The following is a 24,721-nucleotide window of genomic DNA, read 5'->3' on the forward strand; positions in this document are numbered from 1 at the left end:
GCCTTGCGCGCTGATCCCCTCACCCCGACCCTCTCCCTCAGGGAGAGAGAAAAATCCAAGGAGTCACTCTATGCAACAACAGTGGTCTGCAGTAGATAATTTCATGATCTCTTCGCTTATTCCTGACGATGACGTGCTGGATCGGGTCCTGGAAAACAACAAGCGCGCCGGGTTGCCCGAGCACGACGTGGCGGCCAATCAGGGGCAGCTGCTGGCGCTGTTCGTGCGCATGACGCAGGCAAGACGCATTCTCGAGATCGGCACGCTGGGCGCGTACAGTTCAATCTGGATGGCGCGCGCCCTGCCGCCGGACGGCAAGCTGATCACGCTCGAGGCTGACCCGAGGCATGCCGACGTGGCGCGTCAGAATATTCACCTCGCGGGGCTGAACGATCGCATTGAACTGATTGAAGGCCCGGCGCTGGGCTCGCTCGAAAATTTCGGTGACGTTCCGCCGTTCGACCTGATCTTTATTGATGCCGATAAGCCCAACAATCCCGGCTATCTGGAATGGGCGCTGCATTACTCCCGCCCCGGCACGGTGATTATCGGCGATAACGTGGTGCGCGAGGGTGAAGTGGTTAACGGGCAAAGCGACGACGCGCGCGTGCAGGGCGTGCGGCGTTTTATCGAAATGACTGGAGATAACCCGCGCTTAACCGCCACCGCGCTGCAAACGGTGGGGATTAAAGGGTGGGATGGATTTACGCTGGCGATGGTGAACGGGTGAAAAAAGCCGGGTGGCGGCTTCGCCTTACCCGGCCTACATTTCGCCCCGTAGGCCCGGTAAGCGCAGGGTATGAACCGGCAACATGGGTAACACTTTAGACCGGATACATGGGTAACAGTTATAACTGGCATAGAAGAGGAGACTCACTATGCCCTGGACTGAGACCCGACCTATGCAACGTCTTGATTTTATCCGTGCCTGCCATGCAGGTACGGACTCCTTCTCCGCGCTTTGCCGCCTTTTTGGCATCAGCCGTAAAACCGGCTATAAATGGCTTCAACGTTTTGACCCTTCTGACCTCTCATCTCTCTCTGACCGGTCGCGCGCCCCACGCTCCCGTTCCCGGACGGTTCCTGATGATGTCGTCGGTCACCTCACTGCCCTGCGTCAAAAACACCCTGACTGGGGCCCGAAAAAACTGCGGATGTGGCTGCTTAATCATCACGTCGATTTTACCGTTCCTGCTGCCAGCACTATCGGCGATATCCTCAAGCGTGAAGGCCTGGTTCCGGATAAAAAGCGAAAACGCAGGACCCCGGGTAATCGCCAGCCTCTGACCGTCATCAGCGAAAACAATCAGGTCTGGAGCGCTGATTTTAAAGGCAAGTTCAGGCTGCTGAGCAGAGAGTACTGCCATCCCTTCACGCTAACCGACAATCACAGCCGGTATCTGCTGAGCTGCCGGGGAACACACCGGGAGAGTGAACCCTTCGTCAGAGAGTGCCTGACAGAGGCGTTCCTGGAATACGGTCTGCCGGAAGTGCTCAGAACCGATAATGGTCAGCCCTTCGCGGGAACAGGGATAGCCGGATTAAGTCGTCTTGCCGTCTGGCTAATCAAGCTGGGTATCAGGCCGGAGCGTATCAGAAAGGGTCATCCGGAAGAAAATGGACGCCATGAGCGGATGCACCGTTCCCTGAAAAGTGCGGTGAAACAGGGCAACACCTTCATGACGATGGAAGAACAGCAGCGGTGGTTCACTGATTACCGGGAAGAATTTAACCACGAAAGGCCGCATGAAGCACTGGCGGGTGCAACACCCGGAACGGTATGGCAGCCCTCGGACCGACGCTGGGATGGCCGTGTGCCTGAATATGCTTATCCGGAAGGATGCGCAGTCTACAGGGTGAAATCGAGGGGTACGCTCTATATGGGGAAAAAGGGGACGGTATTCCTGAGTGAAGCACTTACTGATGAGTGCATCATGCTGGAAGAACAGGATGATGGCCTTGAGGCCATCATCTTTAACGGAATAACGCTTGCGTACTACGACCGGAAAACCCAGAGTGTGATCCGGATAGACTAAAAGTGTTACCTATGTTCCCGGTCTGATCTGTCACCTATGTATCCGGTCATACAGCAGCGCCACCGGGCAAGGCTCTTAGCCGGAAATCTGCTCCATCGCCTGCAAAATACGCTTATCCGAAATCGGATACGGCGTGCCGAGCTGCTGGGCAAAGAAGCTGACGCGCAGCTCCTCGATCATCCAGCGGATCGCCTGTACGTCTTCATCGTCGCGGCGGGCAGGCGGCAGCTTGTTGAGCCACTGCTGCCACGCCTGCTGCACGCTTTGCACTTTCAGCATCTGCGCGCGGTCGCGGTGCGGATCGACCGCCATTTTCTCCAGGCGTTTTTCGATCGCCTGCAGATAGCGCAGCGTATCGCCGAGGCGCTTAAAGCCGTTGCCGGTGACAAAGCCGCGATAGACCAGCCCCGCCATCTGCGCCTTCACGTCCGACAGCCCCAGCGCCATGGTCATATCCACGCGCCCCTTCAGGCGCTTGTTGATATTGAACACGGCGGTCAGGATCTGCTCGACCTGTTTGGCAATCTCCACCACGGTGTCGTTGAGCTCCGCGCGCACCTTCTCATGAAGCTGGGCAAAGCCCTCTTCCGTCCAGACCGGGCCGCCCGCCTCGTGGATCAGCTTGTCCACGCCGCAGGAGATGCAGTCGTCAATCAAATCCAGCACCTTGCCGTACGGGTTAAAGTACAGCCCCAGCTTGGCCTTGTTGGGCAGCTTCTCGTGCAGATACTTGATCGGCGACGGGATGTTGAGCAGCAGCAGGCGACGCAGCCCGCGCCACATCATCTGCTGCTGTTCCTGCGGATTGTCGAACAGCTTAATCGCCACGCTGTCGCGCTCGTCCACCAGCGCGGGCCAGGCTTTCACCTTATAGTTGCCGCGCTTCTGCTCGTAGCTTTCCGGAAGCTGACCAAAGCTCCAGATGTGCAGCCCGCTCTGCTCGATGCCGTCGTCCGCCACGGCGGAGAGGGTTTCCTGCACCTTGCCCTTCAGCGCCTCTTTCAGCTCGCTCAGGGAACGCCCTTCCAGCAGCTTTTTGTTTTTATCATCCACTACGCGGAAGCTGATTTTCAGGTGATCGGGCACCTGATCCCAGTTCCAGTCCTCGCGGTCGATGGTGGTGCCGGTCATGCGGCGGAACTCGCGCTCCAGCGCGTCCAGCAGCGGCAGCTCCAGCGGCGTGACGCGGCCTAAAAACGCTTCCGCGTAGTTTGGCGCGGGCACAAAGTTACGGCGCACCGGCTTCGGCAGCGATTTAATCAGCGCTATGATCAGCTCGCGGCGCAGCCCGGGGATCTGCCACTCGAAGCCGCTCTCGTCGACCTGGTTTAACAGCGGCAGCGGAATGTGTACGGTCACGCCGTCCGCGTCTGCGCCCGGTTCAAACTGATAGGTCAGACGCAGCTTGAGGTTGCCCTGATGCCAGAAGTTCGGGTAGTCGAGCTTGCTGACCGACTCCGCCCCCTCCTTAATCAGCATGCTCTTTTCAAAGTTGAGCAGGTCCGGCGTCTCTTTGCTGGCCTTCTTCCACCAGCTGTCGAAGTGGCGGGCGGAAATCACGTCGTGGCTGATCCGCTGGTCGTAAAACTCAAACAGCGCCTCGTCGTCCACCAGAATGTCGCGGCGACGCGATTTATGCTCCAGCTCCTCCACCTCGGCGCGCAGCTTGAGGTTTTCGCGGAAGAAGGCGTGACGCGTCTGCCAGTCGCCCTCCACCAGCGCGTGGCGGATAAACAGCTCGCGGCTGAGCGCCGGATCGATCTGGCTGTAGTTGACCTTACGCGCGGCCACCACCGGCAGGCCGTAAACGGTCACCTTCTCGGTCGCCATCACCGCGCCCTGCGCGCGCTCCCAGTGCGGTTCACTGTACGACCGTTTTAGCAGGTGCTGCGCCACCGGCTCCACCCATTCCGGATCGATTCGCGCGGCAATGCGCCCCCACAGGCGGCTGGTTTCCACAAGCTCCGCGACCATGGTCCATTTCGGCGGCTTTTTGAACAAGCCGGAACCCGGGAAGATGGAGAAACGGGCGTTACGCGCGCCGGTATACTCCTGCTTTTCGGCGTCCTTCATCCCAATGTGGGACAGCAGGCCGGTCAGCAGCGCGATATGAATCTCGCGGTACTCCGCCGGCTCACTGTTCACCGGAATGCCCAGCTCTTTCACCACCTGGCGCAGCTGGGTGTAGATATCCTGCCACTCGCGCACGCGCAGGTAGTTGAGGAAATCCACGCGGCACTGGCGGCGGAACTGGTTCGAGGAGAGCGCCTTCTGCTGCTCGCCGAGGTAGTTCCACAGGTTCACGAAGGCGAGGAAATCGGACTCTTTGTCGTGGAAGCGACGGTGCTTTTCATCTGACGCCTGCTGTTTGTCCATCGGACGCTCGCGCGGATCCTGAATGGAGAGCGCCGAGGTAATGATCATCGCCTCGCGCACGCAGCCGTGCTTCTGCGCTTCCAGCACCATGCGCGCCAGGCGCGGGTCGACCGGCAGCTGGCTGAGCTGACGACCCAGCGGCGTCAGCTTGTAGACCGTCGCCTGCTCGTCGGTGGTAATCGCCCCCAGCTCTTCCAGCAGGCGCACGCCGTCCTGAATGTTGCGTTTGTCCGGCGCTTCCACGAACGGGAACGCGGCGATATCGCCCAGCCCCAGCGCGGTCATCTGCAGGATAACGGACGCCAGGTTGGTGCGCAGAATCTCCGGGTCGGTAAACTCGGGGCGCGACAGGAAATCGTCTTCGGAATAGAGACGAATACAGATCCCTTCCGACACGCGGCCGCAGCGGCCTTTACGCTGGTTGGCGGACGCCTGGGAGACCGGCTCAATCGGCAGGCGCTGCACCTTGGTGCGGTAGCTGTAGCGGCTGATGCGCGCCGTGCCCGGGTCGATCACGTATTTGATCCCCGGCACGGTCAGCGAGGTTTCCGCCACGTTGGTCGCCAGCACGATGCGCCGCCCGCCGTGCGGCTGGAAGACGCGGTTTTGCTCGCTGTTCGACAGACGGGCGTACAGCGGCAGGATCTCGGTGTGGCGCAGGTCGCGCTTGCTGAGCGCATCGGCGGTATCGCGGATTTCGCGTTCGCCGCTCATGAAGATCAGGATGTCGCCCGCGCTTTCGTTGCCCAGCTCGTCAACGGCATCGAAAATGGCCTGCAGCTGGTCGCGCTCGGTATCGTCCGCCTCTTCAACAATCGGGCGATAGCGCACTTCTACCGGGTACGTGCGTCCTGACACCTCGATAATCGGCGCGTTGTTGAAATGCTTCGAGAAGCGTTCCGGGTCGATGGTTGCGGAGGTGATGATGACTTTCAGATCCGGACGACGCGGCAGCAGCTCTTTCAGGTAGCCGAGCAGGAAGTCGATGTTCAGGCTGCGCTCGTGCGCTTCATCGATGATGATGGTGTCGTACTGCATCAGCAGCCTGTCCTGCTGGATTTCCGCCAGCAGAATACCGTCCGTCATCAGCTTGACCATGGTGTTATCGCTAATGTGGTCGCTGAATCGCACCTTGTAACCGATGCAGCCGCCCGGCTCCGTTTGCAGCTCTTCGGCAATACGGTTCGCCACGGTGCGCGCCGCCAGACGACGCGGCTGGGTGTGGCCAATCAGGCCTTTCACCCCGCGCCCCAGCTCCATGCAGATTTTCGGCAGCTGGGTGGTTTTGCCGGAACCGGTTTCCCCCGCGACGATCACCACCTGATGGTCGCGGACGGCCTCAAGGATGTCCTGCTTTTTCTGGCTGACGGGCAGGTTTTCCGGGTAGGTAATCGCCGGACGCGCGGCTTCGCGCAGCACAACCTTCCCTGCCGCCTGTTCAATCTCTTTCGCCATCTCCTGGTAAATGGCCTGTTGTGCATCAGGATTTTTAACCTTCTTCACGCCGTGCAGACGGCGGGCAAAGCGCTGTTTGTCGCGCAGCGTCAGGGCATCAAGCTGTTGCAGGAGCATCGGGAAGGTTAATTTTTGTTGTTCTGTCATAGCGTTAATGGGCAGTGCTCTGCCGGGTAAAATCTCTTTTTAATGATTGCTATAGAGTACCACATTGACGCTTTCCGCGCCTTATTCAAAAAATTCGAACATAGGCTTCGATATATTGCGCTATCTCTGTGGCAGGATTGTGAATAGAGTGTCAACAAGCAACGGGGCAACCCCCTTCAATCAAATGCAAAACAGGAATCACCCATGAGCAAAGTATTAGTTTTGAAATCCAGTATTCTGGCAGGGTACTCTCAGTCTGGTCAGCTGTCTGATTATTTCGTTGAGCAGTGGCGTGAACAGCATTCCGCTGACGAAATCACCGTGCGTGACCTGGCGGCGAACCCAATTCCTGTGCTGGACGGTGAACTGGTTGGCGCGCTGCGTCCAAGCGATGCGCCGCTGAGCCCGCGTCAGCAGGAAGCCCTGGCCCTGTCCGACGAGCTGATTGCTGAGCTGCAGGCGCACGACGTTATCGTGATCAACGCCCCGATGTACAACTTCAACATCCCTACCCAGCTGAAGAACTACTTCGACCTGGTGGCGCGCGCGGGCGTAACCTTCCGCTACACCGAGAACGGCCCTGAAGGCCTGGTGAAAGGCAAGCGTGCGATCGTGCTGACCAGCCGCGGCGGTATCCATAAAGACACCCCAACCGACCTGGTTGCGCCGTACCTGAGCCTGTTCCTTGGCTTCATCGGCATCACTGACGTGAACTTCGTGTTCGCGGAAGGCATCGCTTACGGTCCTGAAGTGGCGACCAAAGCGCAGACCGACGCGAAAGCCGCGATCGACAGCCTGGTTGCTGCCTAAGATTTCCCCCTCTCACCGCCCGGTGGGAGGGTTTTTCTTTTCTCCGCATTTCGTTATCATCCGCTCCCATTCTCCAGCCGGGCGGCCTGATGTCTGCGATTATTGATTCTTTTATTGCCCCACCGTGTCACGACGACATTCAGATCCTCTGGCAGGATGAACATCTGCTGCTGATCGATAAGCCTTCCGGCCTGCTTAGCCTTTCGGGTAAAAATCCGCAAAACCTCGACTCCGTCCACTATCGTCTGGTCCAGACCTTCCCGGGCTGCACGCTGGTGCATCGTCTCGATTTCGGCACGTCCGGTTTGATGGTGGTTGCGCGCAATAAGGCCATCAACGCCGCGCTCTGCCAGCAGTTCAGCCAGCGCAGCGTGGAGAAAGGCTACAGCGCCCTGCTTTGCGGGCATCTGGAAAACGATGAGGGAGTCATAGACGCGCCCATAGCCAAAGACCCGGCGCTGTTCCCGCTGATGTCGATCTGCGCCATCAACGGTAAACCCGCCCGCTCTCGCTATCGGGTGGTGGAGCGGTTTTATCATGAGACGGGACTGCCGTTAACGCGGGTGGAACTGACGCCGGAGACCGGGCGAACCCATCAGCTGCGCATTCACTGCCAGCAGCTGGGGCACCCTATTCTGGGCTGCGATCTGTATGGCGGTCTTGACGCGCCCGGGGCTGAGGGAGCGCCCCGTCTGATGCTGCATGCCAGCACGTTGAATTTTATTCATCCCGTAAGCGGCGAGGCGGTGAATGCCCGCCACGCCGCCCCGTTCTGAATACGGTTTACCACATCAAATCGTCAGGGATTTTGAAGTCCGCGTACGGATCGTCTTCGTCCTGCTCTTCCTGGCTGAGCGCGCTGTTTAACACGATGCTGTCGGCATCGCGCTGGGCAATTTTATCCGCCACCACCGCCGGAATAATCGCGTATTCGCAGTCGCCGTTGGCATTCAGCACCAGGCGCGCAATCGCCAGACGACCGTTGATCAGCTGAGCCTGAGTTTGCTTGTCGACGTCGATTTTTTTGATCAGATTGCCGTCGGTGAAGTTAAAGGTGATGTTGCCTTTCGCCACGGTGATGCGGTTCATCTTAATCAGCTGCTTCACCTGTGCCTTAAACTCTTTCGCCAGCACGGCCTGCTTCTGCTGCTCGCTCAGCAGCCTGTCACGCTCGATCTGCGCCTTCTTGTTCTCTTCTACCGCTTCCCGAGCCTCACGCGCCTGAACGCGTGATTTCTTTGCCGTGCGCTGCACTTTCGCCGCTTTCTTGCTGCTGACGAGGCCCGCTTTCAGCATCTGCTCTTGTAAGGTGAGTTTTGTCATGATCGTTTCTAAACCGGTTGGAAATTTTGGGGATTATAGCGGGAATTGAACAGAAATAAAAAAATGCCAATCCTCTACAGCTGGTTAACGGCGACGGCAAAGCACATATTGCAGACACAGTGCGAGCTTCGCCCGGCGGCGCTGCGCTTGCACGGGCCTACAAACAACGCTGAACCGTAGGTCGGGTAAGCGCAGCGCCACCCGGCAAGAAGGCAGCGACACGCGAGTATCACGCTTCATGAACTTCGCTCATGTTGCATTGAAATTAAGTCACTTCCCCTGCGCCGCGGGCTCAGGCATAAATTATGCATTGGTAACTTCTTAGCAACATGAACTTAGGATGCATAACCACAATGAGCAATACTTTCACCTATACCCTAAAGCGCAGTTGCTTCGATGAGAATTACAACCCGTCAGAAAATACGCGTACCACCACCAACTTTGCCAACCTGGCGCGCGGCGAGAAACGGCAGGAAAACCTGCGCAACACGCTGGCGATGATCAACAACCGCTTCAACGCCTTAGCAAGCTGGGATAACCCCAACGCCGATCGCTACGCGGTTGAGCTTGAGATCATCTCTGTCGATTTAAACATTGGTACGGAAAAGCCGTTCCCGGCCATTGAGGTATTGCAGACGTACATCGTCGACAAAAAAAACAGCCAGCGTATCCCCGGCATCGTCGGGAATAACTTCTCGTCTTACGTGCGGGACTATGATTTCAGCGTCCTGCTGCTGGAGCACAACAAGAACCAGCCGCACTTCAGCATTCCGGAAAAGTTTGGCGAACTGCACGGCAATATTTTCCGCCATTTTGTCAATTCACCGGAATACAAAGAGAACTTCAGAAAAGGCCCGGTGATTTGCCTGAGCGTCTCCAGCAAGGATACCTATCGCCGCACCGGCAATCGGCACCCTGTGCTGGGCATCGAGTATCAGCCGGACGGCGAGTCATTAACGGAACTGTACTTCGCGAAGATGGGCCTGAAGGTGCGCTATTTCATGCCGGAAAACAGCGTGGCGCCGTTCGCGTTCTTCTTTACCGGAGACTTGCTGAGCGACTACACCGATCTGGAACTGATTGCCACCATCAGCACGATGGAGACGTTCCAGAAAATCTATCGCCCGGAAATTTATAACGCCAACTCGGCGGCGGGACTGAACTACCGACCGGATCTAAACCAGCAGGATCACTCCTTAACCAAAATTGTGTATGACCGGGAAGAGCGAAGCCGGCTGGCGATTGAGCAGGGTCGATTTACCGAAGCGTATTTCATTAAGCCTTACCAACACATTCTTGAGCAGTGGTCTGATAACTACACGCTTTAATACATCAAAAAAGGTCTTTTATTATGAAAACATTGCTCCCGACTTCAACGGCTGGCAGCCTGCCTAAGCCGACCTGGCTTGCGCAACCTGAAACGCTGTGGTCCCCGTGGAAATTACAGGATCAGGAACTGCTGGCGGGTAAACAGGATGCCCTGCGCCTGTCTCTGGACGAGCAGATCCGTGCGGGAATCGATATCGTCAGCGACGGCGAGCAGACCCGCCAGCACTTCGTGACCACCTTTATTGAACACCTGAGCGGCGTGGATTTTGAGAACCGCCAGACCGTGCGCATTCGTAACCGCTATGACGCCAGCGTGCCGACCGTGGTCTCCGCCGTCGCGCGCCAGAAGCCGGTCTTCGTCGACGATGCAAAATACCTGCGCCAGCTGACGGACAAGCCCATCAAGTGGGCTCTTCCGGGGCCGATGACCATGATCGACACCCTTTACGACGCGCACTACAAAAGCCGCGAAAAGCTGGCCTGGGAGTTTGCCAAAATTCTCAACCAGGAAGCGCGTGAGCTAGAGGCCGCAGGCGTCGATATTATCCAGTTTGATGAACCGGCCTTTAACGTCTTTTTTGACGAGGTCAACGACTGGGGCATCGCCGCGCTGGAGCGCGCCATTGAAGGGCTGAAGTGCGAGACCGCGGTCCACATCTGCTACGGCTACGGCATCAAGGCCAATACTGACTGGAAAAAGACGCTCGGATCCGAGTGGCGCCAGTACGAAGAGGCCTTCCCTAAGCTGCAGACCTCTAACATCGACATCATCTCCCTGGAGTGCCACAACTCACGCGTGCCGATGGACCTGCTGGAGCTGATCCGCGGCAAGAAAGTGATGGTTGGCGCGATTGACGTAGCAACCAACACGGTTGAAACGCCGGAGGAAGTGGCCGATACGCTGCGAAAAGCGCTGCAGTTTGTGGATGCGGATAAGCTTTACCCTTCAACCAACTGCGGCATGGCTCCGCTTTCACGTCAGGTCGCGAACGGCAAGCTGAAAGCGCTTAGCGCCGGGGCCGAGATTATTCGCAAAGAGCTCGGGGCGTAATTTCTTACGTTTGCCAGTACGGCGGCGTACCAAAGCGCTCGACGTAGTAATCAATCACCGCCCTGACGTTCAGGGGCGGATGACGCGCATTCGGGTAGATCGCCGCGATGGTCTGCGGCTCCGTGTTGATCCCGCATTCATGCTCCGGCAGGAGCGACACCAGTTCGCCGCTTTTTAGCCTTTCACTTACCAGCCAGTCGGGAAACAGCACGATCCCCATTCCGCCCAGCGCGGCAACCAGCAGTGTTTCAGCATTGTTGGACGTCATCAGCGGCGCAACGGGGTAGTGAACCCACGCCTCATTTGTCCGGCGAATCAGCCAGCGGTTAGGCCCGGACGATCCGCGATAGACAAGGCAGCGATGATGCGTCAGGTCCTCCGGCCTGTCCGGCGCGCCGTGCTGTTGCAGATAGGACGGCGACGCCGCCAGATGATAAAACTGCCGCCCAAGCACCCGCGCGTGAAACGAGGAGTCCGTCAGCGTGCCGATGCGGAACAGTACGTCGGCGGCATCCCGGTGGGGATCGATAAAATCATCGGTGAGCGTCAAATCAAGGTTAAGCCGGGGGAAACGCGCCGAAAGCCCCGCCAGGCCAGGGGCAACGTGACGCTGCCCAAAAAATACCGGGCAGTTAATGCGAATCAGGCCGGTTGGCTCGATAGATCGCTCATCCAGCTCCCGGCGCGCCTCCTCAAGACTTCCCGCCATCGTTCGGGCATAGCGGATAAAAAGATGGCCGCTTTCCGTCGGGATCACGGCTCGCGTATTGCGATAAAAAAGCTGCTGGCCAATCGCGTCCTCAAGCTGGTGGATCACTCGTGATACCTGCGACGCGGATATCCCTTCCCGCCGCGCAACCACGGAGAAATTCTGCGATTCATAGACCGCGATGAAGATCAGCAGCGCGCGAATACTGATATTTCCGGCATCGATCATTAATGCATTTCCTGCAGAGGTGTTTCCTGCATTATGGCATTTTTCTCACTGTTGATACGCCGTATTCTTCGTCGCCTGAACAACAAGAGAGCATGTGTTATGCAAATTATTTTGATTTTACTGGTGGTTGCAGGCGGGATGGGCCTCTCCGTCGAGGCGGGACTGCTGGGGCCGCTGGGAGGAAAAGTTGGGGACTTATGGGCGACCTTCAGCATTTTTGGCGTCGGCGCCGCGCTGACGTTTCTGCTGATGCTGTTTTTCAGCCCGCGCAACAGCCCGTCGTTTTTCGCCCAGCCGGGCTGGCAGCTGCTCGGCGGGGTGCTCGGTCCGGTATACGTGGTCATCCTGACCGTGGCGACTCCCGCCATCGGCATCGCCATGACCATGATTGGCATTCTGGCAGGCCAGGTCTTTAAAAGCCTGATCATTGACCACTACGGCCTGCTGGGTACGCCGCACAGGAAGATCAACGGGAAGCGCATTATTGCGCTGGGATTCATCATTGCGGCACTGGTTCTGGTCGCGCAGGGGTAACGTATGACATTGATTATGATTCTTCTGGCCGTCTGCGGCGGCGCGACGCTGAGCATTCAGGCCGCCATTAACGGCCAGCTCGGCAACAGCGTGGGCGTGTTTAAAAGCGCGTTTCTGACCTTTTCCGTCGGCGCGCTGGTGACCGCCCTGCTCATTTTCTTCTTTGAACCTAAGCAGGCGGCCACGCTGCTGGACGTGCCGAAATGGCAGCTCCTCGGGGCGATGTTTGGCGTGCCCTATATCGTGATTATGGTGCTTGCCATACAGCGCATCGGGACCGCCGTCGCCACGGTGGCGGTGATCTTCGGCCAGCTCACCATGAGCATGCTGATTGATAACTTTGGCTGGCTGGGTAATGCGGCCATTCCCTTTTCGCCGAGCCGTCTGGGGGCGGTGGTCTGCCTGGGGATTGCGCTTGTCTTTATTTACTCGGGTAGTAAAACCCGTTCTGCCGGGGCATGACATCACACCTTGCGGACACAGTGTAGACACGAAACAGTTCCCTCGCCCCTTTGGGGAGAGGGTTAGGGTGAGGGGGAACATACGGCTGTAGTGGTCATTCCGTTCACTTTATGTTCCTTGCTACTCTGTAACGACATGACCTGTGAACGTGCCAGGGTGGCTCAATCGCCACCACCCTGGCGACCCGGGCTCCCGGCGGTAAATCGCCGCTTCGCGGTCCCTTCGGCTTATTCCTTCCGGCTTATCGGGGACGGGCGGAGGTAACATCCCTGTAAAGCCCGCCCTCTCGGCGCATCCCTGCGCCTCGCCCCGGCCTGCAGGAAACGCCTCAGCGATTTACAGCCGGACCAGGTCATCGCTGCAAAATAATCATGTCATTTAAAAAATCCGAATCGCTTCTGGTTACAAATTGAGTGGGGATCCCTTATCCCTTGGTGAAAAACAACGTCACCGTCGCGACGGTGACGCCCAGCTTCTTCAGCTCGGTCTTATTAAACAGATGCGTCTCATCCTGCAGGTACATCCAGTCGTCGAACTTCAGCAGCCAGGTGCTGCCGTTGGCCTTAACGTTCATGCTGTAATGCCAGTTAAAGGCGTTGCCTGCGGCCTGCCCCGTGGCAACTCCCTCGATATCCCCCGCAGTTCCTTCGTAGCGATCGTTCCCCAGCCGACGGATGTGCCAGACCCGCTGCTGCTTCTCGCCATCGTCGTAGACAAAGTGCTCATTCAGCGTCAGCTTATCGCCGATAACATCCCCGGCAATCTCCACGTGAAAGCGGCGGAGCTGTTTACCGCTGCGATCCTGCACCATGCCCCACGCTTCGGTTTTGCCCTGAAAATAGTGGAAGATATCAAGCCGAGGCTGCTGCTCTTTATACTCGGCCACCTCGGTGCTACAGCCCGCCAGCAGCATCGTCAATGCCAGCGCCATCATCAGAATACGTTTCATTTTTGGCCTCCGATTAACTGCTGACGCAGTTCAGGATATTGCGTGCGGGGATCGAGCCAGATGGCCAGAAAGCGGGTGCTGAACGCCTCTGACTGGCGCGGTCCGAGTGGGATAAAGGTTTTTTGGGTCGCCGGCTCGCGATACCAGAACTGCCCCTGCTTATTATTGAGAACAAACGCCAGCTGCGAGCCCGGTCGCACATCCGGCCACAGCGACTCAAGCATCCGCAGCCAGGCTTCACTTTGCGGTTCCTGCGCCAGGATGCCCTGCGCCTGCCACTGGTCGCGGGTCGCCTCAACCAGCTCGCCCCGATCGATGTCGCGCGCGTAGGTAATAATCAGCGCCTGATCCTGATTCTCCCCGCTGTAACGGCCATCCGGCGTGAGCAGCTGAGAGGTATAGACGGTGAACGGTCCCCAGGTGAGCGTGGCGTCGCCCACCTTCCGCCAGGCCAGCCAGTCGGCGGACTGCGCAACGGGAACCACCAGCGCCAGCCAAAACAGCAGAACCGCAGCTCTCATTTTTGTCTCCCCATTAGCAGGTGGAAAAACAGCATTAGCACCAGCCAGCCCGGTGCCATCCAGCTGACGACGATAAAGGTGGGCTCCAGAAACGTGATGCCCCCCAGCCTCTCGCCAAACAGGTAGGCCACCGGCCCGCCCACGGCGGCCAGCAGGGTCAGCAGCCAGCCGGGTAACGTGGTGGTCCGCGTCAGCTGCGTCCAGACCGTGGCGAACATCAGCCACAGCGCCACCATCCATAGCGGCATTACGGACTCGCCCGTGAAGGCAATCAGCCCGGTCAAGGCCCAGAGCGCGTCAAGCAGGCTGCCCGCCGCCGCAAGCCCGAGAGCGTAAAAACGGTACGTTGACGGCAAAAGCAGGCACGCCAGGATCGCCAGCGCGAACCAGATAATCAGGCCCTTTTCGCGAAAGATAACCACCAGCGCCCAGTAAAGATCGAACGCGACGGCCAGCAGGAAGACCTGAAGATAATGTCTCATACGCGCTCGGCGGTCAGCTGCACCACGCTGATGGTGCGAGCGTTGAACCCGGCTTCGCAGTAGCCAAAGTAGTACAGCCACATCCGGCGGAACCGGTCATCGAAGCCGAGCTTTTCAATCTCCTGCCAGGCGTGGACGAAGCGCTGCCGCCAGTGTGCCAGCGTGCGGGCATAGTCTGGCCCCATGTCGAAGAGGTTGCGCACCACGAAATCGGTGTGGCGCGTCATCAGCTCGTTCATCGCCGTAATGCTCGGCAGGAAGCCGCCGGGAAAAATGTAGCGCTGGATGAAATCGACGCTTTTGCTGTAGTCGCGATAGCGCTGGTCCTGAATGGTAATGGCCTGAATCGCCATCCGCCCCCCGGGGCGCAGCCGCGCCTGGCAGGTGCGGAAGAACGTGGGCAAATAGCGTTGCCCCACTGCTTCAATCATCTCTATAGAGACCAGCTTGTCGTACTGGCCGGTGAGGTCACGATAGTCGCAGAGCAGCACCTCAACCCGGTCCTGCAGCCCGGCGCGGGCGATCCGCTCGGTCGCCCAGTTATATTGTTCCTGCGACAGCGTGGTGGTGGTCACCCGACAGCCGTAGTGACGGGCGGCAAATTCCGCCATCGCCCCCCAGCCGGTGCCGATTTCCAGCAGATGGTCAGCCGGGCCTAGCGCCAGCTGGTCGCACAGACGCGCCATTTTGGCCTGCTGAGCCGCCGTGAGATCCTGCTCATCGGCGGTAAACAGCGCGCTGGAGTAAAGCAGCTCTTCATCCAGAAAGTGGGAATAAAAGGTGTTGCCCAGATCGTAATGGGCGGCAATATTTTCGCGCGCCTGGGCGCGGGAGTTACGCCGCGTCCAGTGGCGTAAACGTTCCAGCGGTCGGCCGAGCAGGCGAAAGCCTTTTTCCAGACGGCCAAGCACCTCGCTGTTCAGGGCCAGCAGCTCCAGAAGCGGCGTGAGCTGCGCGGTTTCCCATTCCCCGTCCATCCAGGCTTCTGCCGCAGCAAGGCTCCCGCCCGTTAAGACGCGCCAGTAGACGCCGGGCGTAAGGATCTGCACGTCGGCGTGCAGCCTGGAGGATGTCTCACCAAAATGAAAGGTCTGCGCGCCTTCACGCAGGGTGAGCGAGCCGCCGCGAATGCCGCTTAACAGACGAAACAGCAGCCATCGCGCGATGCGGACGTTGCGCGGGATATCGGGTTCTAGCGCAAAGACGGGATCGGTCATGAGCGTTCACTCCTGCTGACGGGATGGTTATACAGCGGCACGCGCTTGAGCCAGAGCCGCAGCGCCTGCCAGTAGATGGCAAAAACGGTTTTCAGGGTCATAAGAGGAATACGCAGCAGCAGCGAGCGTAGCGCCGGGCGCGTCAACGGCTCCCGACGCAGCGCCAGCGTGGCGTCAAAGACCTTCTCGTCCTGATGGTTTTCAATATGCATATGCAGCGTGTTATCGGGGGCGTTAAAGCGCCAGTGATACATCATGTCCATCGGGTTAAAGGGGGAAACGTGAAACGCTTTTTCCGTGGGCTGCGCATCCTGTCCGTTGACGGCATAGTAATGGCGTTCGTTCCACGGCGTGTTACGCACCTCCGCCAGCACCCAGCGCAGCGTTCCCTTCCCGTCGTAGCAGTAGTAAAAGTTGACCGGATTGAAGTGAAAGCCGAAATAGCGCAGCTGCGTCAGAAGCATGACCCGCCCGTCCGTACGCTCGCCGGTCAGGCTCTCCAGCCTGCTCAGCACGTTCTCCTTGAGCGGCGCGCCGAGCGGATAGTCCGCGTTATGGAACGAGGCGGCGGCAAAGCGATTGCGCCGCACCCCGACGGACGGCAGCAGCGGCAGCTCGTCGAGATCCAGCCAGGCCATAAAGACGCTGTAGCTGAATTCGTGGTTTTTCGGCTGGAGGCGGCGGTGGCGCAGTACGCCGTGATAGAGGCAGCTGTTCATCTCAGTTCCCCTCTCCGGCGGCGATGGCATTCACCACGTCCAGCGCGCTGCGCACGCCGTCTTCATGGAAACCGTTGTACCAGTACGCTCCGCAGTACCAGCTCCGCCGATGTCCGTTGATCTCGCCGCGCCGGGCCTGCGCCCGCCAGCTTTGCGGATTAAACAGCGGGTGTTCATAGACAAAGCGCTGCAGAACGAAGCGTTCATCCACCGGTGCGTCCGGATTCAGGGTGACGCAGAACAGCGGGCTCCCCTCAGGCAGCCCCTGCAGAATGTTCATGTTGTAAGTCACGCAGGCGCTGGCCTGCTCCCGAGCGCCCAGACGGTAGTTCCAGCTGGCCCACGCGCGCTGGCGCACCGGCAGCCAGCGCGGATCGCTGTGTAACACCACCTCGTTGCGCTGCCAGCCGATATCGCCAAGCACCTCGCGCTCTGCGGGCGTCGGGTCATCAAGCATCGCCAGGGCCTGGGCGGAGTGGCAGGCAAAAATCACCCGATCGAAGGTATGGCTGCAATTTTCAAGCTGAAGCGTCACGCCGTGCTCGTGGCGGGCCACACGCTGCACCGGCGCGTTGAGGCGCAGCGTAAGCCGGTCCCCCAGCTTGTCGAGCATGGCGCGGATATACTCCCGCGAGCCCCCCGGCACCACGTACCACTGCGGGCGCTGGGTAATATCCAGCAGGCCGTGGTTCTGGAAGAAACGTAAAAAGAGCGGCAGCGGGAAACGCTTCATCTCCTGCAGCGACGACGACCAGATGGCGGCCCCCATCGGCAGAATGTAGTGGCGCGCAAAAAACGGCGTGAAGCCGTGCTGTTGCAAAAACGTCTCCAGCGTGGCGTTAGGGTCGACCTCACCCTCCAGCGCCCGTTTTGCCAGGCGATTGAAGCGGACGATCTCGCCGAGCAGCCGCCAGAATGCCGGATTCACCAGGTTTCGGCGCTGGGCAAACAGCGACGTCAGCGTGTGGCCGTTGTACTCAAGCCCCGTCGCCGGATTGTGCACCGAAAAGCTCATCTGCGTTTTTTGCCCGCTGATGCCCAGCTCGCTGAGCAGGCCCATAAAGCGCGGATAGGTGCGGTCATTGTAGACGATAAACCCGGTGTCGATCGCATAGTTACCCTGCGGCGTCGATACGTCCACCGTTGCGGTATGGCCGCCCGGCGTGGATCCCGCCTCGAACAGGGTAACCTGATGGTGCCCGGCCAGCCGCCAGGCGCAGGTGAGCCCGGCAATGCCGCTGCCGATAATCGCAATGTTCATGAACGCACCATCCTGCGCAGCAGCGCGCGCTGAAGAGACGCGGGCAGCCCGGAGAGCAGCCGCAAAATGAAGCCAAACCCGGTGGGAAACGCGATGTGCATTTCCCCTGCCGCCAGCCCGGTACGGATCGCCCTGACCGCCGCGTCAACGCTCACCCTGCCAGGCATGGCAAAATCGTTTTTTTGCGTCAGCGGCGTATCAACAAAGCCCGGAGAGACGACCGTGACGGCAATCCCTTTTGGCTCCCAGTCCAGGCGCAGGCTCTCGGCAAACCAGCTCAGCGCCGCTTTGGACGCGCCGTAGGCCTCTGCCCGAGGAAAAGGCAGCCAGTGGGCCATGGAGCTCACCAGCACCACGCGGTTTCCCGCGACCAGCTGCGGCTGTAGCGCCTCAAGACAGTTCACCGGGCCGAGGAAATTTGTCGCCATTACCCGCTCCACCAGCGCCGCATCCACCACGCCCCCGTCGAGATATTCGCAGGTACCGGCGCAGAGAATAATCAGATCGGCGTAGCTGCCGGTCAGCGCCTGGCGACAGGCGTCCCTGTCTGTCATATCGAACAGGCGAACGGTGAGGTTGGGACAGGTTTTATGCAGTGCTTCCAGACGCGCCGGATCGCGCCCGCAGGCAATCACATGGTAGCCGTCAGCGGAGAAGGATTTCGCCAGCCCGGCACCGATACCCGAGCTTGCGCCGGTAATCAGTACCGTCTTCATGATTTGACCCTCCGCTTCACGCCGCGAACCGCCCAGCCAAGCAGGGGAAGATGTTCGTAGATCATCTCACCCGCATCGTAGTAGTCGCGCTGGCGCGTGATGAGGTCGTTTTTGGTCTCAACGACCGAACAGCCCGGCAGTTCGAGCGGCTCTCCCCCGGCAATGCGCGGGTGCGACCAGTGCATCACCCAGGTGACGGCAAACCGGTTTTCGCCGCACAGTGGGTCATCGATGGTAAAACGGCAATGCTCGACGTTGGCCAGTAAATGGGTGAAATAGCGCTGAAGCGCGAAAATCCCGTCATGCTCGCCGAACGGATCGATAAGCGTGGCGTTCGCATCATAAAGTCCAACCAGCGCGGACGGCGGCTGGCTATCCAGCGCGGCGTAGTAATCAACAAACCGATTCACGACAGAGGGCAACGTGCTCATGGGTCACATCCTGGCTGTATACAACGTGGCGTAATCGCATAATTAAAACTTACACAATTAACGTTATTTGTCCAAGTTTGTGATGGCCTATTTTTTATTTTTAATATATATCAATAATTTAAAGTCGTGCAAAAGAGTGGGTTTTGTAGGCCGGGTAAGGCGCAGCCGCCACCCGGCTTTAACTTTCAGGATATCCTTAAGGCAAACTCGCCGGTCTTCTTCCAGGCTTATCCTTTTTATTCATAAGGATGCCCTCGTGAAACGTTTCTTTTTCTCCCTTTTCTCCAGCCCCGAGTCCCTGCTCCAGGTAATGAGCCAGCAGGAAATTATTGAAGCCGTTGAAGATGGCGATCGCATCATTATCGACCAGGACGGGAACGCCTCGGTGAACTACAAAAGCAACGAGGTGCGGCAGGATTTTCTGCGTCACGTAAACACGCTGAAGAGGGCCTGATATGGGAACGGCGATATTTATGGTGCTGATGGTGTGCGGGTACTGGTACACCAGTCGCGATCTGTCGACCCGCTTTAAAATCAAACGCTCCTTTGGCTGGGACGTTTATTTCCTTGTGGCGCTGTACGGCTGTATCTTCGTTCTGCAGGGCGTGATTGCTACGGGGCTGCTCTGGCTGCTTCTGCTTGTCCTTTCCGCCGCCAATAACGCCTTTCACTTTGCCTCACCGAAATACACCGACTGGCAAATCGACTTTATGAACTGGAGTTTTTTAGGCATTCAGGCGCCGGTGGTCGTGATGCTGGCGTTTGCCATTCTGTTTTGCCTGTACCGCTCTAACTGGGCGGGCAGCGCGAGGCTGGACGGCGAAAGCCGGAAAAAGCTCTACAAGCGTCTTGCCCAGTCGAGCGGAATTGAACAACTGCTGTACCAGTGCATGGAGCAAGGCGAGCTGGCGCAGGTGACGCTCCGGTCGAGGCGAATTTACGTCGGCATGATCCACACCGCGACGCTGGAATATGAAAAAACGGCCAATATCGTGCTGATCCCGATGTTGAGCGGGTACAGAGACGCGAAGACGATGAATATGCGCATCGAGAATAATTACAGCAGGTGGTATGCGGAGCATGACATCACGCTCGACTCCGAACCCCGCAGCGCCATGTCGTTCCGCAAGGTGATTTTGCTCAATCAGATTGAGAGCATTTCACTGTTCGATCCCGCCAGCGCCAGCGCGCTGTCTCTGGCACAGCGGGACGTGAAGGATCGTTGATACTAAAGCCGGGTGGCGCTGCGCTTACCCGGCCTAAGATTCTGAGCCGTTTGTAGGCCCGTGCAGGCGCAGCGTCGATGGGGAAAACTCATTATTTGTACGTTGTCAGCAATCTGATACCCGTTTTTAATGGGCTTATTACTGCATCTGTATCCATGCCCATTTGTGCATGGATAATGGCGCCGTCAACCAACAACATGATTTGATTAACGATCTGCTCATCAGCTATGCCCATCAGCAGCGCAATGATTTTCCTGGTGTCGGATTTATGATCGCGGCATATCTCTTTTATTTCGCTTTCAATATCTTCGGATTTGGCCTCTGCGCTGGCGTTAATAAACGCACAGCCGTGAAACTCGGGTGAAACAAACCATTCGTAAAGCGTTGCAGAAATCGCATCAGCAGGTATTTCGCCTTCATCAAGATGTCGACGCAGCGTGGATTCAAACCAGCTCATCCATATTTCATGCCGATAGTGTAAATAGGCGAGAATAAGTAAACTCTTGCTCGGAAAATGGCGATAAAACGTCACCTTCGTTACTTTCGCCTCTTTAATCAGCGTATCCACCCCCGTCGCCCTGAATCCCGTGGAATAAAACAGATCGTGAGCGGTACGTAATATCTTATCCCTGACGCTGATTTTTGTTTCGTTGCTTGCGGGTTCTGTTTTCATTTTTTCGACGGCCTCAAAAAGAGTGTTGACAGCGTTATTTTTCAGGCATAGATTACAGCAAGTAGACAGATCTGTCTACATTAAATCACACTGAGGTTATCGCCATGAATACACGTCCTCCTTTACCGCCCTTCACCCGTGAAAGCGCCATCGAAAAAGTCAGGCTGGCAGAAGATGGCTGGAACAGTCGCGACCCGGCGAAAGTTGCGCTGGCCTATACGCTGGATACCCAGTGGCGTAACCGCGCAGAATTCGCCACCAACCGTGAGCAGGCGCAGGGCTTCCTGGAGCGAAAATGGAAAAAAGAGCTGGACTATCGCCTGATTAAGGAGCTCTGGGCATTTACGGATAACCGGATCGCGGTGCGCTATGCCTATGAATGGCATGATGATTCCGGCAACTGGTTCCGCTCTTACGGCAATGAAAACTGGGAGTTCGAACCGGACGGGTTGATGAAGCGTCGTTTTGCCTGCGTAAACGATATGCCGATAAAAGAATCCGAGCGCCTGTTCCACTGGCCGCTGGGCAGACGCCCGGACGATCACCCTTCGCTGAGCGACCTGGGGTTATAGGATTTTCGCATCGCTCCGGGGCGCCCCGGAGTGATGAGTTTACAGCGCGCCGAGTTGTTTCATCAGCGTCAGGTTATCCTCAATATGCCAGTTCGCCACAATTTTACCGTCATTAACTTCATAGATATCCGTGGCGATAAAGTCTATTTTCTGCCCCTTTCCTTTCAGCTTGCCAAATGTTCCTGTGAAGGTGCCGTGAAAATGTAAATGGGAGACCACGCGATTGCCTGAAATAATCATCTGCTCAACGTCGCAGCGTAAATCCGGCACGGCGGCACGAAACGCCCGAGAGGCTAAAATAGCGCCTTCGGGTCCTTGCTTACGACCTTCCGGAGGCGTTTTATCCACGAAATTTACCGCCAGGGCATCACGCGCCAGGGCTTCATTGCCCGTATTCCAGAACGAGGCATACTCTCTGGCAACGGCTTCATTCGCCTTTAATTGCGCCTGCGGCAGAGTCTTATCGACAATAAGCTGCTGCGGTTTCACCCACGCCGCCTGCGCCGAATAAGCGGTTGCCGACAGACCAATAAAAATAAGCGGCGTTAAGGCAAAACGAAAATAGGTCGAAGAGTTCATCATTTTTCTCTCAATCATTTATCAGGATCACGGCAGGGTGGGATAATCGGTATACCCCGTGGCATTGCCGCCAAACAGCGTGGCGGGGTCGCGCACCTGGGCCAGCGGCAGCTGGTGCGCCAGCCGGTGGGGTAAATCCGGGTTGGCAATAAACGGCCGTCCGAAGGCAATTAAATCGGCATAGCCGGCAGCAAGGATCTCTTCCGCTTTTTCAAGGTTATAGTTCCCCGCGACGATAAGGGTTCCGCTAAACGTCTCGCGTAGCGATTGACGGAAATGCTCAGGAATCTGCGGCGCGTCGTCCCAGTCGGCTTCCGCAAGGTGGATAAACGCCATCCCCTTTTGTTCGCACCAGGCCGCAAGCGCGAGTATGGCCTCAGAGACCTGCGGGTCGTTCATCCCGCGCTGGGTAATAAACGGCGAAAGACGGATGCCGGTACGTTCGTGGCCAATCGCCTCGGCAATCGCGCTTAACACTTCCTGCGCAAAGCGGATCCGGTTAGCCAGCGTGCCGCCGTACTCGTCCGTGCGTTTGTTGGAGGTTTGACGCAGAAACTGGTCGATCAGATAGCCGTTTCCGCCGTGAACCTCCACGCCGTCAAACCCGGCCTGAACGGCATTGAGTGCCGCCTGGCGATAGTCTGCGATGATGCTGTGGATATCCTTGCGCGAGAGCGTTCTCGGCTGCGGGCAGTCAACCATCTGGCCTTCCCCCTGTTCATTCACCACCCACACCTGCGCGTCCGGAGCCAGCGCTGACGGAGCGACGGGCAGACCGTCCTGATGAAAGCTGGCGTGCGACATTCGCCCCACGTGCCAGAGTTGAGAAAAAATGACGCCGCCCGCCTGATGCACGACGCCTGTGGTGAGCTGCCATCCTGAAACCTGCTCCGGCGAATGGATGCCGGGCGTCCAGGAGTACCCCTGCCCCTGAGGCGAGATCTGCATGGCTTCGGTGATGATTAACCCCGCGCTGGCCCGCTGCCGGTAATACTCCGCCATCAGCGCGGAGGGAATGTTGCCCGGCTGAAGGGAGCGCGCGCGGGTCATCGGCGCCATGACGATACGATTTTTCAGGTCCAGCGAACCCAGCCTGTAGCGTTCAAAGAGTGAAGCAGGTTTCATGTTTACATCCCTTATGGTTTGGATGAAATCACTTTACAGTCGGCGTCCGTTTTTGATAATTACGCTAAAAGCAGATGCACTTTTCGGAAAAAATGAATAATGGGTAAACTCGAAGACATGGCATTACTGGTCGAAGTGGCCGAGGCCGGAGGTCTTTCCGCCGCCGGACGACGCCTGTCGCTTTCCCCTGCCACCATGACGGCCAGGCTAAAGGCGATTGAAGAGCGTTACCAGACGCGCCTGTTTCACCGCTCAACGCGGTCCCTCACCCTGACCCGCGCCGGGGAAGAGTTTTACCACGCCGCGCTGCGCGTGCTGGAAGAGGTGCATCACGCCGAGTCGCTGCTGACGCAAAAAGAGGGCGTGCTCAGCGGCAATATTCGCCTCTCTGCGCCCTCGGACTTTGGCAGACAGTATCTCAGCCCCGCCGTCGTCGAATTTTCCCGCCGCCATCCTGAGGTTAAATTTTTCATCTCGCTAAGAGAACACGTGGAGGATCTGGTCGCTAACCGGCTGGATATGAGCGTGCGCTTTGGCAACCTGCCGGACAGCAGCCTTGTCGTTCGGAACATCCGCCCGAACCATCGGGTGCTGGTCGCCTCCGGGGCGTATCTTAACGAGCACGGCGTCCCCGCCACGTTTGCCGATTTAGCCCGGCACCGCTGCCTGGCGCTGGAATCGCAGGGGGTAGTGATGAATGAATGGCGTTTTGAACATGAGGGAGAGGAAAGCGTTATTCGCGTCGAACCCGCCATGGCGTGCGACGACGGGGCATTGCTTCGTCAGTGGGCGCTCGGCGGGGCTGGCATCGCGGGCAAATCGTGGTGGGACGTCAAAGACGACGTTGAGGCCGGAAGGCTGACGGTGCTGTTTGCCGACAGCTTTACCGGCTTTAGCCGCTACGATCGCAAAGATGTCGGTCTGCAGTTTGTATATCCGCAGCGCAAGCTGCAGCCGCTCCAGGTCACGGCATTTAGCCAGTTTTTTCTCGACTGGCTTAAAAAACATTAACGGAAAAACAGTGATACACTTACTCCACCTGGCCGATTGTTCCATCTTCACGACACTGGATAAAACAAATAACCAAAGTACGAAATGGTCACTCGTCGCCACCCGTCACGCTAAGCTTACATAATGACTAAAACTATGAACGCACCATCAATACGTGGTCCACTTGACCATTCTGTCAGAGAGCAGATCGTCGAAGCGGCTTTTGAGCACTTCGGTCACTACGGCTATGAAAAAACCACCGTTGCCGAGCTGGCTAAATCCATCGGTTTTTCAAAGTCCTACATCTATAAGTTCTTCGATTCCAAACAGGCCATCGGCGAGGTGATCTGCGCTAACCGCCTGGAGTTAATTATGTCTGCAGTGCTGTCCGCCATCGAGGGTGCGCCGACAGCAAGCGAAAAATTACGCCGTCTTTTCAAAGCGCTTACCGAGGCGGGAAGCGAGCTGTTTTTCCACGACCGTAAGCTGTACGACATTGCCGCCGTCGCCGCACGCGAGCAATGGCCGTCGACGGAGCGCTATGCGGAAAGCCTGCTGAAGCTGATTGAGAGCATCATTATTGAAGGCAGGCAGGCCGGAGAGTTTGAACGAAAAACCCCGCTGGACGAGATCACTCAGGCTATCCACATGGTGATGTGTCCTTTTATCAATCCCAACCAGCTGCAGTACAACCTCGAGATGGCCCCTGCTGCGGCGGTGCTGCTCTCTTCACTGATTTTAAGAAGCCTGGCCCCCTGATTTGTGACCATTGACATTTTTGGTCACCAGTCAGAGAATGC

27 protein-coding genes are annotated in these 24,721 nt (G+C 57.8%); 13 read left to right on the forward strand and 14 right to left on the reverse strand.

Annotation, left to right across the window (positions count from 1 at the left end):
* Positions 1–70: 70 nt before the first annotated feature.
* Both L6R44_RS03615 and L6R44_RS03620 read left to right on the forward strand, forming a co-directional pair.
* On the forward strand, positions 71–730 hold the full coding sequence (locus L6R44_RS03615; protein WP_237423304.1) for an O-methyltransferase: 660 nt from the start codon (positions 71–73) through the stop codon (positions 728–730).
* Positions 731–878: 148 nt separating this feature from the next.
* Complete coding sequence (locus L6R44_RS03620; protein ID WP_237423305.1) at positions 879–2,036, forward strand: DDE-type integrase/transposase/recombinase; 1,158 nt, start codon at positions 879–881, stop codon at positions 2,034–2,036.
* Positions 2,037–2,111: 75 nt separating this feature from the next.
* Here L6R44_RS03620 and hrpA read toward each other — a convergent pair whose 3' ends face one another.
* Positions 2,112–6,014, reverse strand: a complete 3,903-nt coding sequence (hrpA, locus tag L6R44_RS03625) for an ATP-dependent RNA helicase HrpA (RefSeq protein WP_237423306.1) — start codon at positions 6,012–6,014, stop codon at positions 2,112–2,114.
* 204 nt (positions 6,015–6,218) lie between these two features.
* On the opposite strand from hrpA, the gene azoR reads away from it, so the two are divergent.
* Positions 6,219–6,824 carry an FMN-dependent NADH-azoreductase gene (azoR, locus tag L6R44_RS03630; protein ID WP_008502313.1) on the forward strand — a complete coding sequence of 202 codons (606 nt, stop codon included), beginning with the start codon at positions 6,219–6,221 and terminating at the stop codon, positions 6,822–6,824.
* Between the two features lie 89 nt (positions 6,825–6,913).
* On the forward strand, positions 6,914–7,600 hold the full coding sequence (locus L6R44_RS03635; RefSeq protein ID WP_237423307.1) for an RluA family pseudouridine synthase: 687 nt from the start codon (positions 6,914–6,916) through the stop codon (positions 7,598–7,600).
* Between the two features lie 7 nt (positions 7,601–7,607).
* On the opposite strand, the gene L6R44_RS03640 is transcribed toward L6R44_RS03635, so the two are convergent.
* Entirely contained in the window at positions 7,608–8,147 is a 540-nt protein-coding gene (locus L6R44_RS03640; RefSeq protein WP_237423308.1) for a DUF2058 domain-containing protein, read from the reverse strand.
* Between the two features lie 353 nt (positions 8,148–8,500).
* Between L6R44_RS03640 and L6R44_RS03645 the strand changes: the two genes are divergently transcribed.
* Positions 8,501–9,475 carry a DUF1852 domain-containing protein gene (locus L6R44_RS03645; RefSeq protein ID WP_237423309.1) on the forward strand — a complete coding sequence of 325 codons (975 nt, stop codon included), beginning with the start codon at positions 8,501–8,503 and terminating at the stop codon, positions 9,473–9,475.
* Between the two features lie 23 nt (positions 9,476–9,498).
* On the forward strand, positions 9,499–10,527 hold the full coding sequence (locus tag L6R44_RS03650) for a methionine synthase (RefSeq protein ID WP_041910105.1): 1,029 nt from the start codon (positions 9,499–9,501) through the stop codon (positions 10,525–10,527).
* A 4-nt stretch (positions 10,528–10,531) separates the two neighbouring features.
* On the opposite strand, the gene L6R44_RS03655 is transcribed toward L6R44_RS03650, so the two are convergent.
* On the reverse strand, positions 10,532–11,464 hold the full coding sequence (locus L6R44_RS03655) for a LysR family transcriptional regulator (RefSeq protein WP_237423310.1): 933 nt from the start codon (positions 11,462–11,464) through the stop codon (positions 10,532–10,534).
* A gap of 99 nt (positions 11,465–11,563) precedes the next feature.
* Between L6R44_RS03655 and L6R44_RS03660 the strand changes: the two genes are divergently transcribed.
* Positions 11,564–11,998 (forward strand): DMT family transporter, encoded by a 435-nt coding sequence (locus L6R44_RS03660; RefSeq protein WP_032640335.1) that lies wholly within the window; start codon positions 11,564–11,566, stop codon positions 11,996–11,998.
* A 3-nt stretch (positions 11,999–12,001) separates the two neighbouring features.
* The gene (locus L6R44_RS03665; protein ID WP_237423311.1) at positions 12,002–12,460 is read left to right on the forward strand and encodes a DMT family transporter; all 459 of its coding nucleotides are present in this window, start codon (positions 12,002–12,004) and stop codon (positions 12,458–12,460) included.
* A gap of 424 nt (positions 12,461–12,884) precedes the next feature.
* Here L6R44_RS03665 and L6R44_RS03670 read toward each other — a convergent pair whose 3' ends face one another.
* Genes L6R44_RS03670 through L6R44_RS03705 form a run of 8 tightly spaced genes read right to left on the reverse strand, consistent with a single transcriptional unit; the run spans position 12,885 to position 18,756 of the window.
* Positions 12,885–13,409 carry a DUF3833 domain-containing protein gene (locus L6R44_RS03670; RefSeq protein ID WP_237423312.1) on the reverse strand — a complete coding sequence of 175 codons (525 nt, stop codon included), beginning with the start codon at positions 13,407–13,409 and terminating at the stop codon, positions 12,885–12,887.
* Positions 13,406–13,930 (reverse strand): hypothetical protein, encoded by a 525-nt coding sequence (locus L6R44_RS03675; protein WP_237423313.1) that lies wholly within the window; start codon positions 13,928–13,930, stop codon positions 13,406–13,408. The genes L6R44_RS03670 and L6R44_RS03675 overlap by 4 nt, the downstream gene beginning before the upstream one ends.
* A complete protein-coding gene (locus L6R44_RS03680; protein ID WP_237423314.1) occupies positions 13,927–14,412 on the reverse strand; it encodes a DUF2878 domain-containing protein in 486 nt (161 codons plus the stop codon). The genes L6R44_RS03675 and L6R44_RS03680 overlap by 4 nt, the downstream gene beginning before the upstream one ends.
* Positions 14,409–15,629 carry an SAM-dependent methyltransferase gene (locus tag L6R44_RS03685; protein WP_237423315.1) on the reverse strand — a complete coding sequence of 407 codons (1,221 nt, stop codon included), beginning with the start codon at positions 15,627–15,629 and terminating at the stop codon, positions 14,409–14,411. The genes L6R44_RS03680 and L6R44_RS03685 overlap by 4 nt, the downstream gene beginning before the upstream one ends.
* Complete coding sequence (locus L6R44_RS03690) at positions 15,626–16,348, reverse strand: DUF1365 domain-containing protein (RefSeq protein WP_237423316.1); 723 nt, start codon at positions 16,346–16,348, stop codon at positions 15,626–15,628. The genes L6R44_RS03685 and L6R44_RS03690 overlap by 4 nt, the downstream gene beginning before the upstream one ends.
* A 1-nt stretch (position 16,349) precedes the next feature.
* Positions 16,350–17,609 carry an NAD(P)/FAD-dependent oxidoreductase gene (locus L6R44_RS03695; protein WP_237423317.1) on the reverse strand — a complete coding sequence of 420 codons (1,260 nt, stop codon included), beginning with the start codon at positions 17,607–17,609 and terminating at the stop codon, positions 16,350–16,352.
* Positions 17,606–18,325, reverse strand: coding sequence for an SDR family NAD(P)-dependent oxidoreductase (locus L6R44_RS03700; RefSeq protein WP_237423318.1), 720 nt, complete (start codon positions 18,323–18,325; stop codon positions 17,606–17,608). The genes L6R44_RS03695 and L6R44_RS03700 overlap by 4 nt, the downstream gene beginning before the upstream one ends.
* On the reverse strand, positions 18,322–18,756 hold the full coding sequence (locus L6R44_RS03705) for a nuclear transport factor 2 family protein (protein ID WP_237423319.1): 435 nt from the start codon (positions 18,754–18,756) through the stop codon (positions 18,322–18,324). Before L6R44_RS03705 ends, L6R44_RS03700 begins: the two co-directional genes overlap by 4 nt.
* Before the next feature lie 256 nt (positions 18,757–19,012).
* Between L6R44_RS03705 and L6R44_RS03710 the strand changes: the two genes are divergently transcribed.
* Together L6R44_RS03710 and L6R44_RS03715 are read left to right on the forward strand one after the other, a co-directional pair.
* A complete protein-coding gene (locus L6R44_RS03710) occupies positions 19,013–19,210 on the forward strand; it encodes a hypothetical protein (RefSeq protein ID WP_032639280.1) in 198 nt (65 codons plus the stop codon).
* 1 nt (position 19,211) lies between these two features.
* The gene (locus L6R44_RS03715; protein ID WP_032640353.1) at positions 19,212–19,982 is read left to right on the forward strand and encodes a hypothetical protein; all 771 of its coding nucleotides are present in this window, start codon (positions 19,212–19,214) and stop codon (positions 19,980–19,982) included.
* Between the two features lie 91 nt (positions 19,983–20,073).
* Here L6R44_RS03715 and L6R44_RS03720 read toward each other — a convergent pair whose 3' ends face one another.
* Positions 20,074–20,655 carry a TetR/AcrR family transcriptional regulator gene (locus tag L6R44_RS03720; RefSeq protein ID WP_237423320.1) on the reverse strand — a complete coding sequence of 194 codons (582 nt, stop codon included), beginning with the start codon at positions 20,653–20,655 and terminating at the stop codon, positions 20,074–20,076.
* Between the two features lie 104 nt (positions 20,656–20,759).
* On the opposite strand from L6R44_RS03720, the gene L6R44_RS03725 reads away from it, so the two are divergent.
* Positions 20,760–21,227 (forward strand): nuclear transport factor 2 family protein, encoded by a 468-nt coding sequence (locus L6R44_RS03725; protein ID WP_032640358.1) that lies wholly within the window; start codon positions 20,760–20,762, stop codon positions 21,225–21,227.
* 39 nt (positions 21,228–21,266) lie between these two features.
* Here L6R44_RS03725 and L6R44_RS03730 read toward each other — a convergent pair whose 3' ends face one another.
* Both L6R44_RS03730 and L6R44_RS03735 read right to left on the reverse strand, forming a co-directional pair.
* Positions 21,267–21,806 carry an ester cyclase gene (locus L6R44_RS03730; RefSeq protein ID WP_237423548.1) on the reverse strand — a complete coding sequence of 180 codons (540 nt, stop codon included), beginning with the start codon at positions 21,804–21,806 and terminating at the stop codon, positions 21,267–21,269.
* 27 nt (positions 21,807–21,833) lie between these two features.
* Positions 21,834–22,931: an alkene reductase gene (locus tag L6R44_RS03735; RefSeq protein WP_237423321.1), complete on the reverse strand. Its 1,098-nt coding sequence runs from the start codon at positions 22,929–22,931 to the stop codon at positions 21,834–21,836.
* Positions 22,932–23,030: 99 nt separating this feature from the next.
* Between L6R44_RS03735 and L6R44_RS03740 the strand changes: the two genes are divergently transcribed.
* The gene (locus L6R44_RS03740; RefSeq protein ID WP_237423322.1) at positions 23,031–23,942 is read left to right on the forward strand and encodes a LysR family transcriptional regulator; all 912 of its coding nucleotides are present in this window, start codon (positions 23,031–23,033) and stop codon (positions 23,940–23,942) included.
* A 123-nt stretch (positions 23,943–24,065) separates the two neighbouring features.
* Entirely contained in the window at positions 24,066–24,680 is a 615-nt protein-coding gene (locus L6R44_RS03745; RefSeq protein WP_237423323.1) for a TetR/AcrR family transcriptional regulator, read from the forward strand.
* Positions 24,681–24,721: the final 41 nt, after the last annotated feature.

This window comes from Enterobacter cloacae complex sp. ECC445, from assembly GCF_021892025.1.
GTDB classification, from domain to species: domain Bacteria; phylum Pseudomonadota; class Gammaproteobacteria; order Enterobacterales; family Enterobacteriaceae; genus Enterobacter; species Enterobacter chengduensis.

Coding starts and splice junctions, on each gene's coding strand:
- L6R44_RS03650 (WP_041910105.1), top strand. CDS start 9,499: ATGAAAACATTGCTCCCGACTTCAACGGCTGGCAGCCTGCCTAAGCCG.
- L6R44_RS03705 (WP_237423319.1), bottom strand. CDS start 18,756: ATGAGCACGTTGCCCTCTGTCGTGAATCGGTTTGTTGATTACTACGCC.
- L6R44_RS03635 (WP_237423307.1), top strand. CDS start 6,914: ATGTCTGCGATTATTGATTCTTTTATTGCCCCACCGTGTCACGACGAC.
- L6R44_RS03715 (WP_032640353.1), top strand. CDS start 19,212: ATGGGAACGGCGATATTTATGGTGCTGATGGTGTGCGGGTACTGGTAC.
- azoR (WP_008502313.1), top strand. CDS start 6,219: ATGAGCAAAGTATTAGTTTTGAAATCCAGTATTCTGGCAGGGTACTCT.
- L6R44_RS03660 (WP_032640335.1), top strand. CDS start 11,564: ATGCAAATTATTTTGATTTTACTGGTGGTTGCAGGCGGGATGGGCCTC.
- L6R44_RS03665 (WP_237423311.1), top strand. CDS start 12,002: ATGACATTGATTATGATTCTTCTGGCCGTCTGCGGCGGCGCGACGCTG.
- L6R44_RS03700 (WP_237423318.1), bottom strand. CDS start 18,325: ATGAAGACGGTACTGATTACCGGCGCAAGCTCGGGTATCGGTGCCGGG.
- L6R44_RS03680 (WP_237423314.1), bottom strand. CDS start 14,412: ATGAGACATTATCTTCAGGTCTTCCTGCTGGCCGTCGCGTTCGATCTT.
- L6R44_RS03620 (WP_237423305.1), top strand. CDS start 879: ATGCCCTGGACTGAGACCCGACCTATGCAACGTCTTGATTTTATCCGT.
- L6R44_RS03690 (WP_237423316.1), bottom strand. CDS start 16,348: ATGAACAGCTGCCTCTATCACGGCGTACTGCGCCACCGCCGCCTCCAG.
- L6R44_RS03670 (WP_237423312.1), bottom strand. CDS start 13,409: ATGAAACGTATTCTGATGATGGCGCTGGCATTGACGATGCTGCTGGCG.
- L6R44_RS03725 (WP_032640358.1), top strand. CDS start 20,760: ATGAATACACGTCCTCCTTTACCGCCCTTCACCCGTGAAAGCGCCATC.
- L6R44_RS03615 (WP_237423304.1), top strand. CDS start 71: ATGCAACAACAGTGGTCTGCAGTAGATAATTTCATGATCTCTTCGCTT.
- L6R44_RS03640 (WP_237423308.1), bottom strand. CDS start 8,147: ATGACAAAACTCACCTTACAAGAGCAGATGCTGAAAGCGGGCCTCGTC.
- L6R44_RS03730 (WP_237423548.1), bottom strand. CDS start 21,806: ATGAACTCTTCGACCTATTTTCGTTTTGCCTTAACGCCGCTTATTTTT.
- L6R44_RS03695 (WP_237423317.1), bottom strand. CDS start 17,609: ATGAACATTGCGATTATCGGCAGCGGCATTGCCGGGCTCACCTGCGCC.
- L6R44_RS03740 (WP_237423322.1), top strand. CDS start 23,031: ATGGGTAAACTCGAAGACATGGCATTACTGGTCGAAGTGGCCGAGGCC.
- L6R44_RS03720 (WP_237423320.1), bottom strand. CDS start 20,655: ATGAAAACAGAACCCGCAAGCAACGAAACAAAAATCAGCGTCAGGGAT.
- L6R44_RS03685 (WP_237423315.1), bottom strand. CDS start 15,629: ATGACCGATCCCGTCTTTGCGCTAGAACCCGATATCCCGCGCAACGTC.
- L6R44_RS03675 (WP_237423313.1), bottom strand. CDS start 13,930: ATGAGAGCTGCGGTTCTGCTGTTTTGGCTGGCGCTGGTGGTTCCCGTT.
- L6R44_RS03735 (WP_237423321.1), bottom strand. CDS start 22,931: ATGAAACCTGCTTCACTCTTTGAACGCTACAGGCTGGGTTCGCTGGAC.
- hrpA (WP_237423306.1), bottom strand. CDS start 6,014: ATGACAGAACAACAAAAATTAACCTTCCCGATGCTCCTGCAACAGCTT.
- L6R44_RS03645 (WP_237423309.1), top strand. CDS start 8,501: ATGAGCAATACTTTCACCTATACCCTAAAGCGCAGTTGCTTCGATGAG.
- L6R44_RS03655 (WP_237423310.1), bottom strand. CDS start 11,464: ATGATCGATGCCGGAAATATCAGTATTCGCGCGCTGCTGATCTTCATC.
- L6R44_RS03745 (WP_237423323.1), top strand. CDS start 24,066: ATGACTAAAACTATGAACGCACCATCAATACGTGGTCCACTTGACCAT.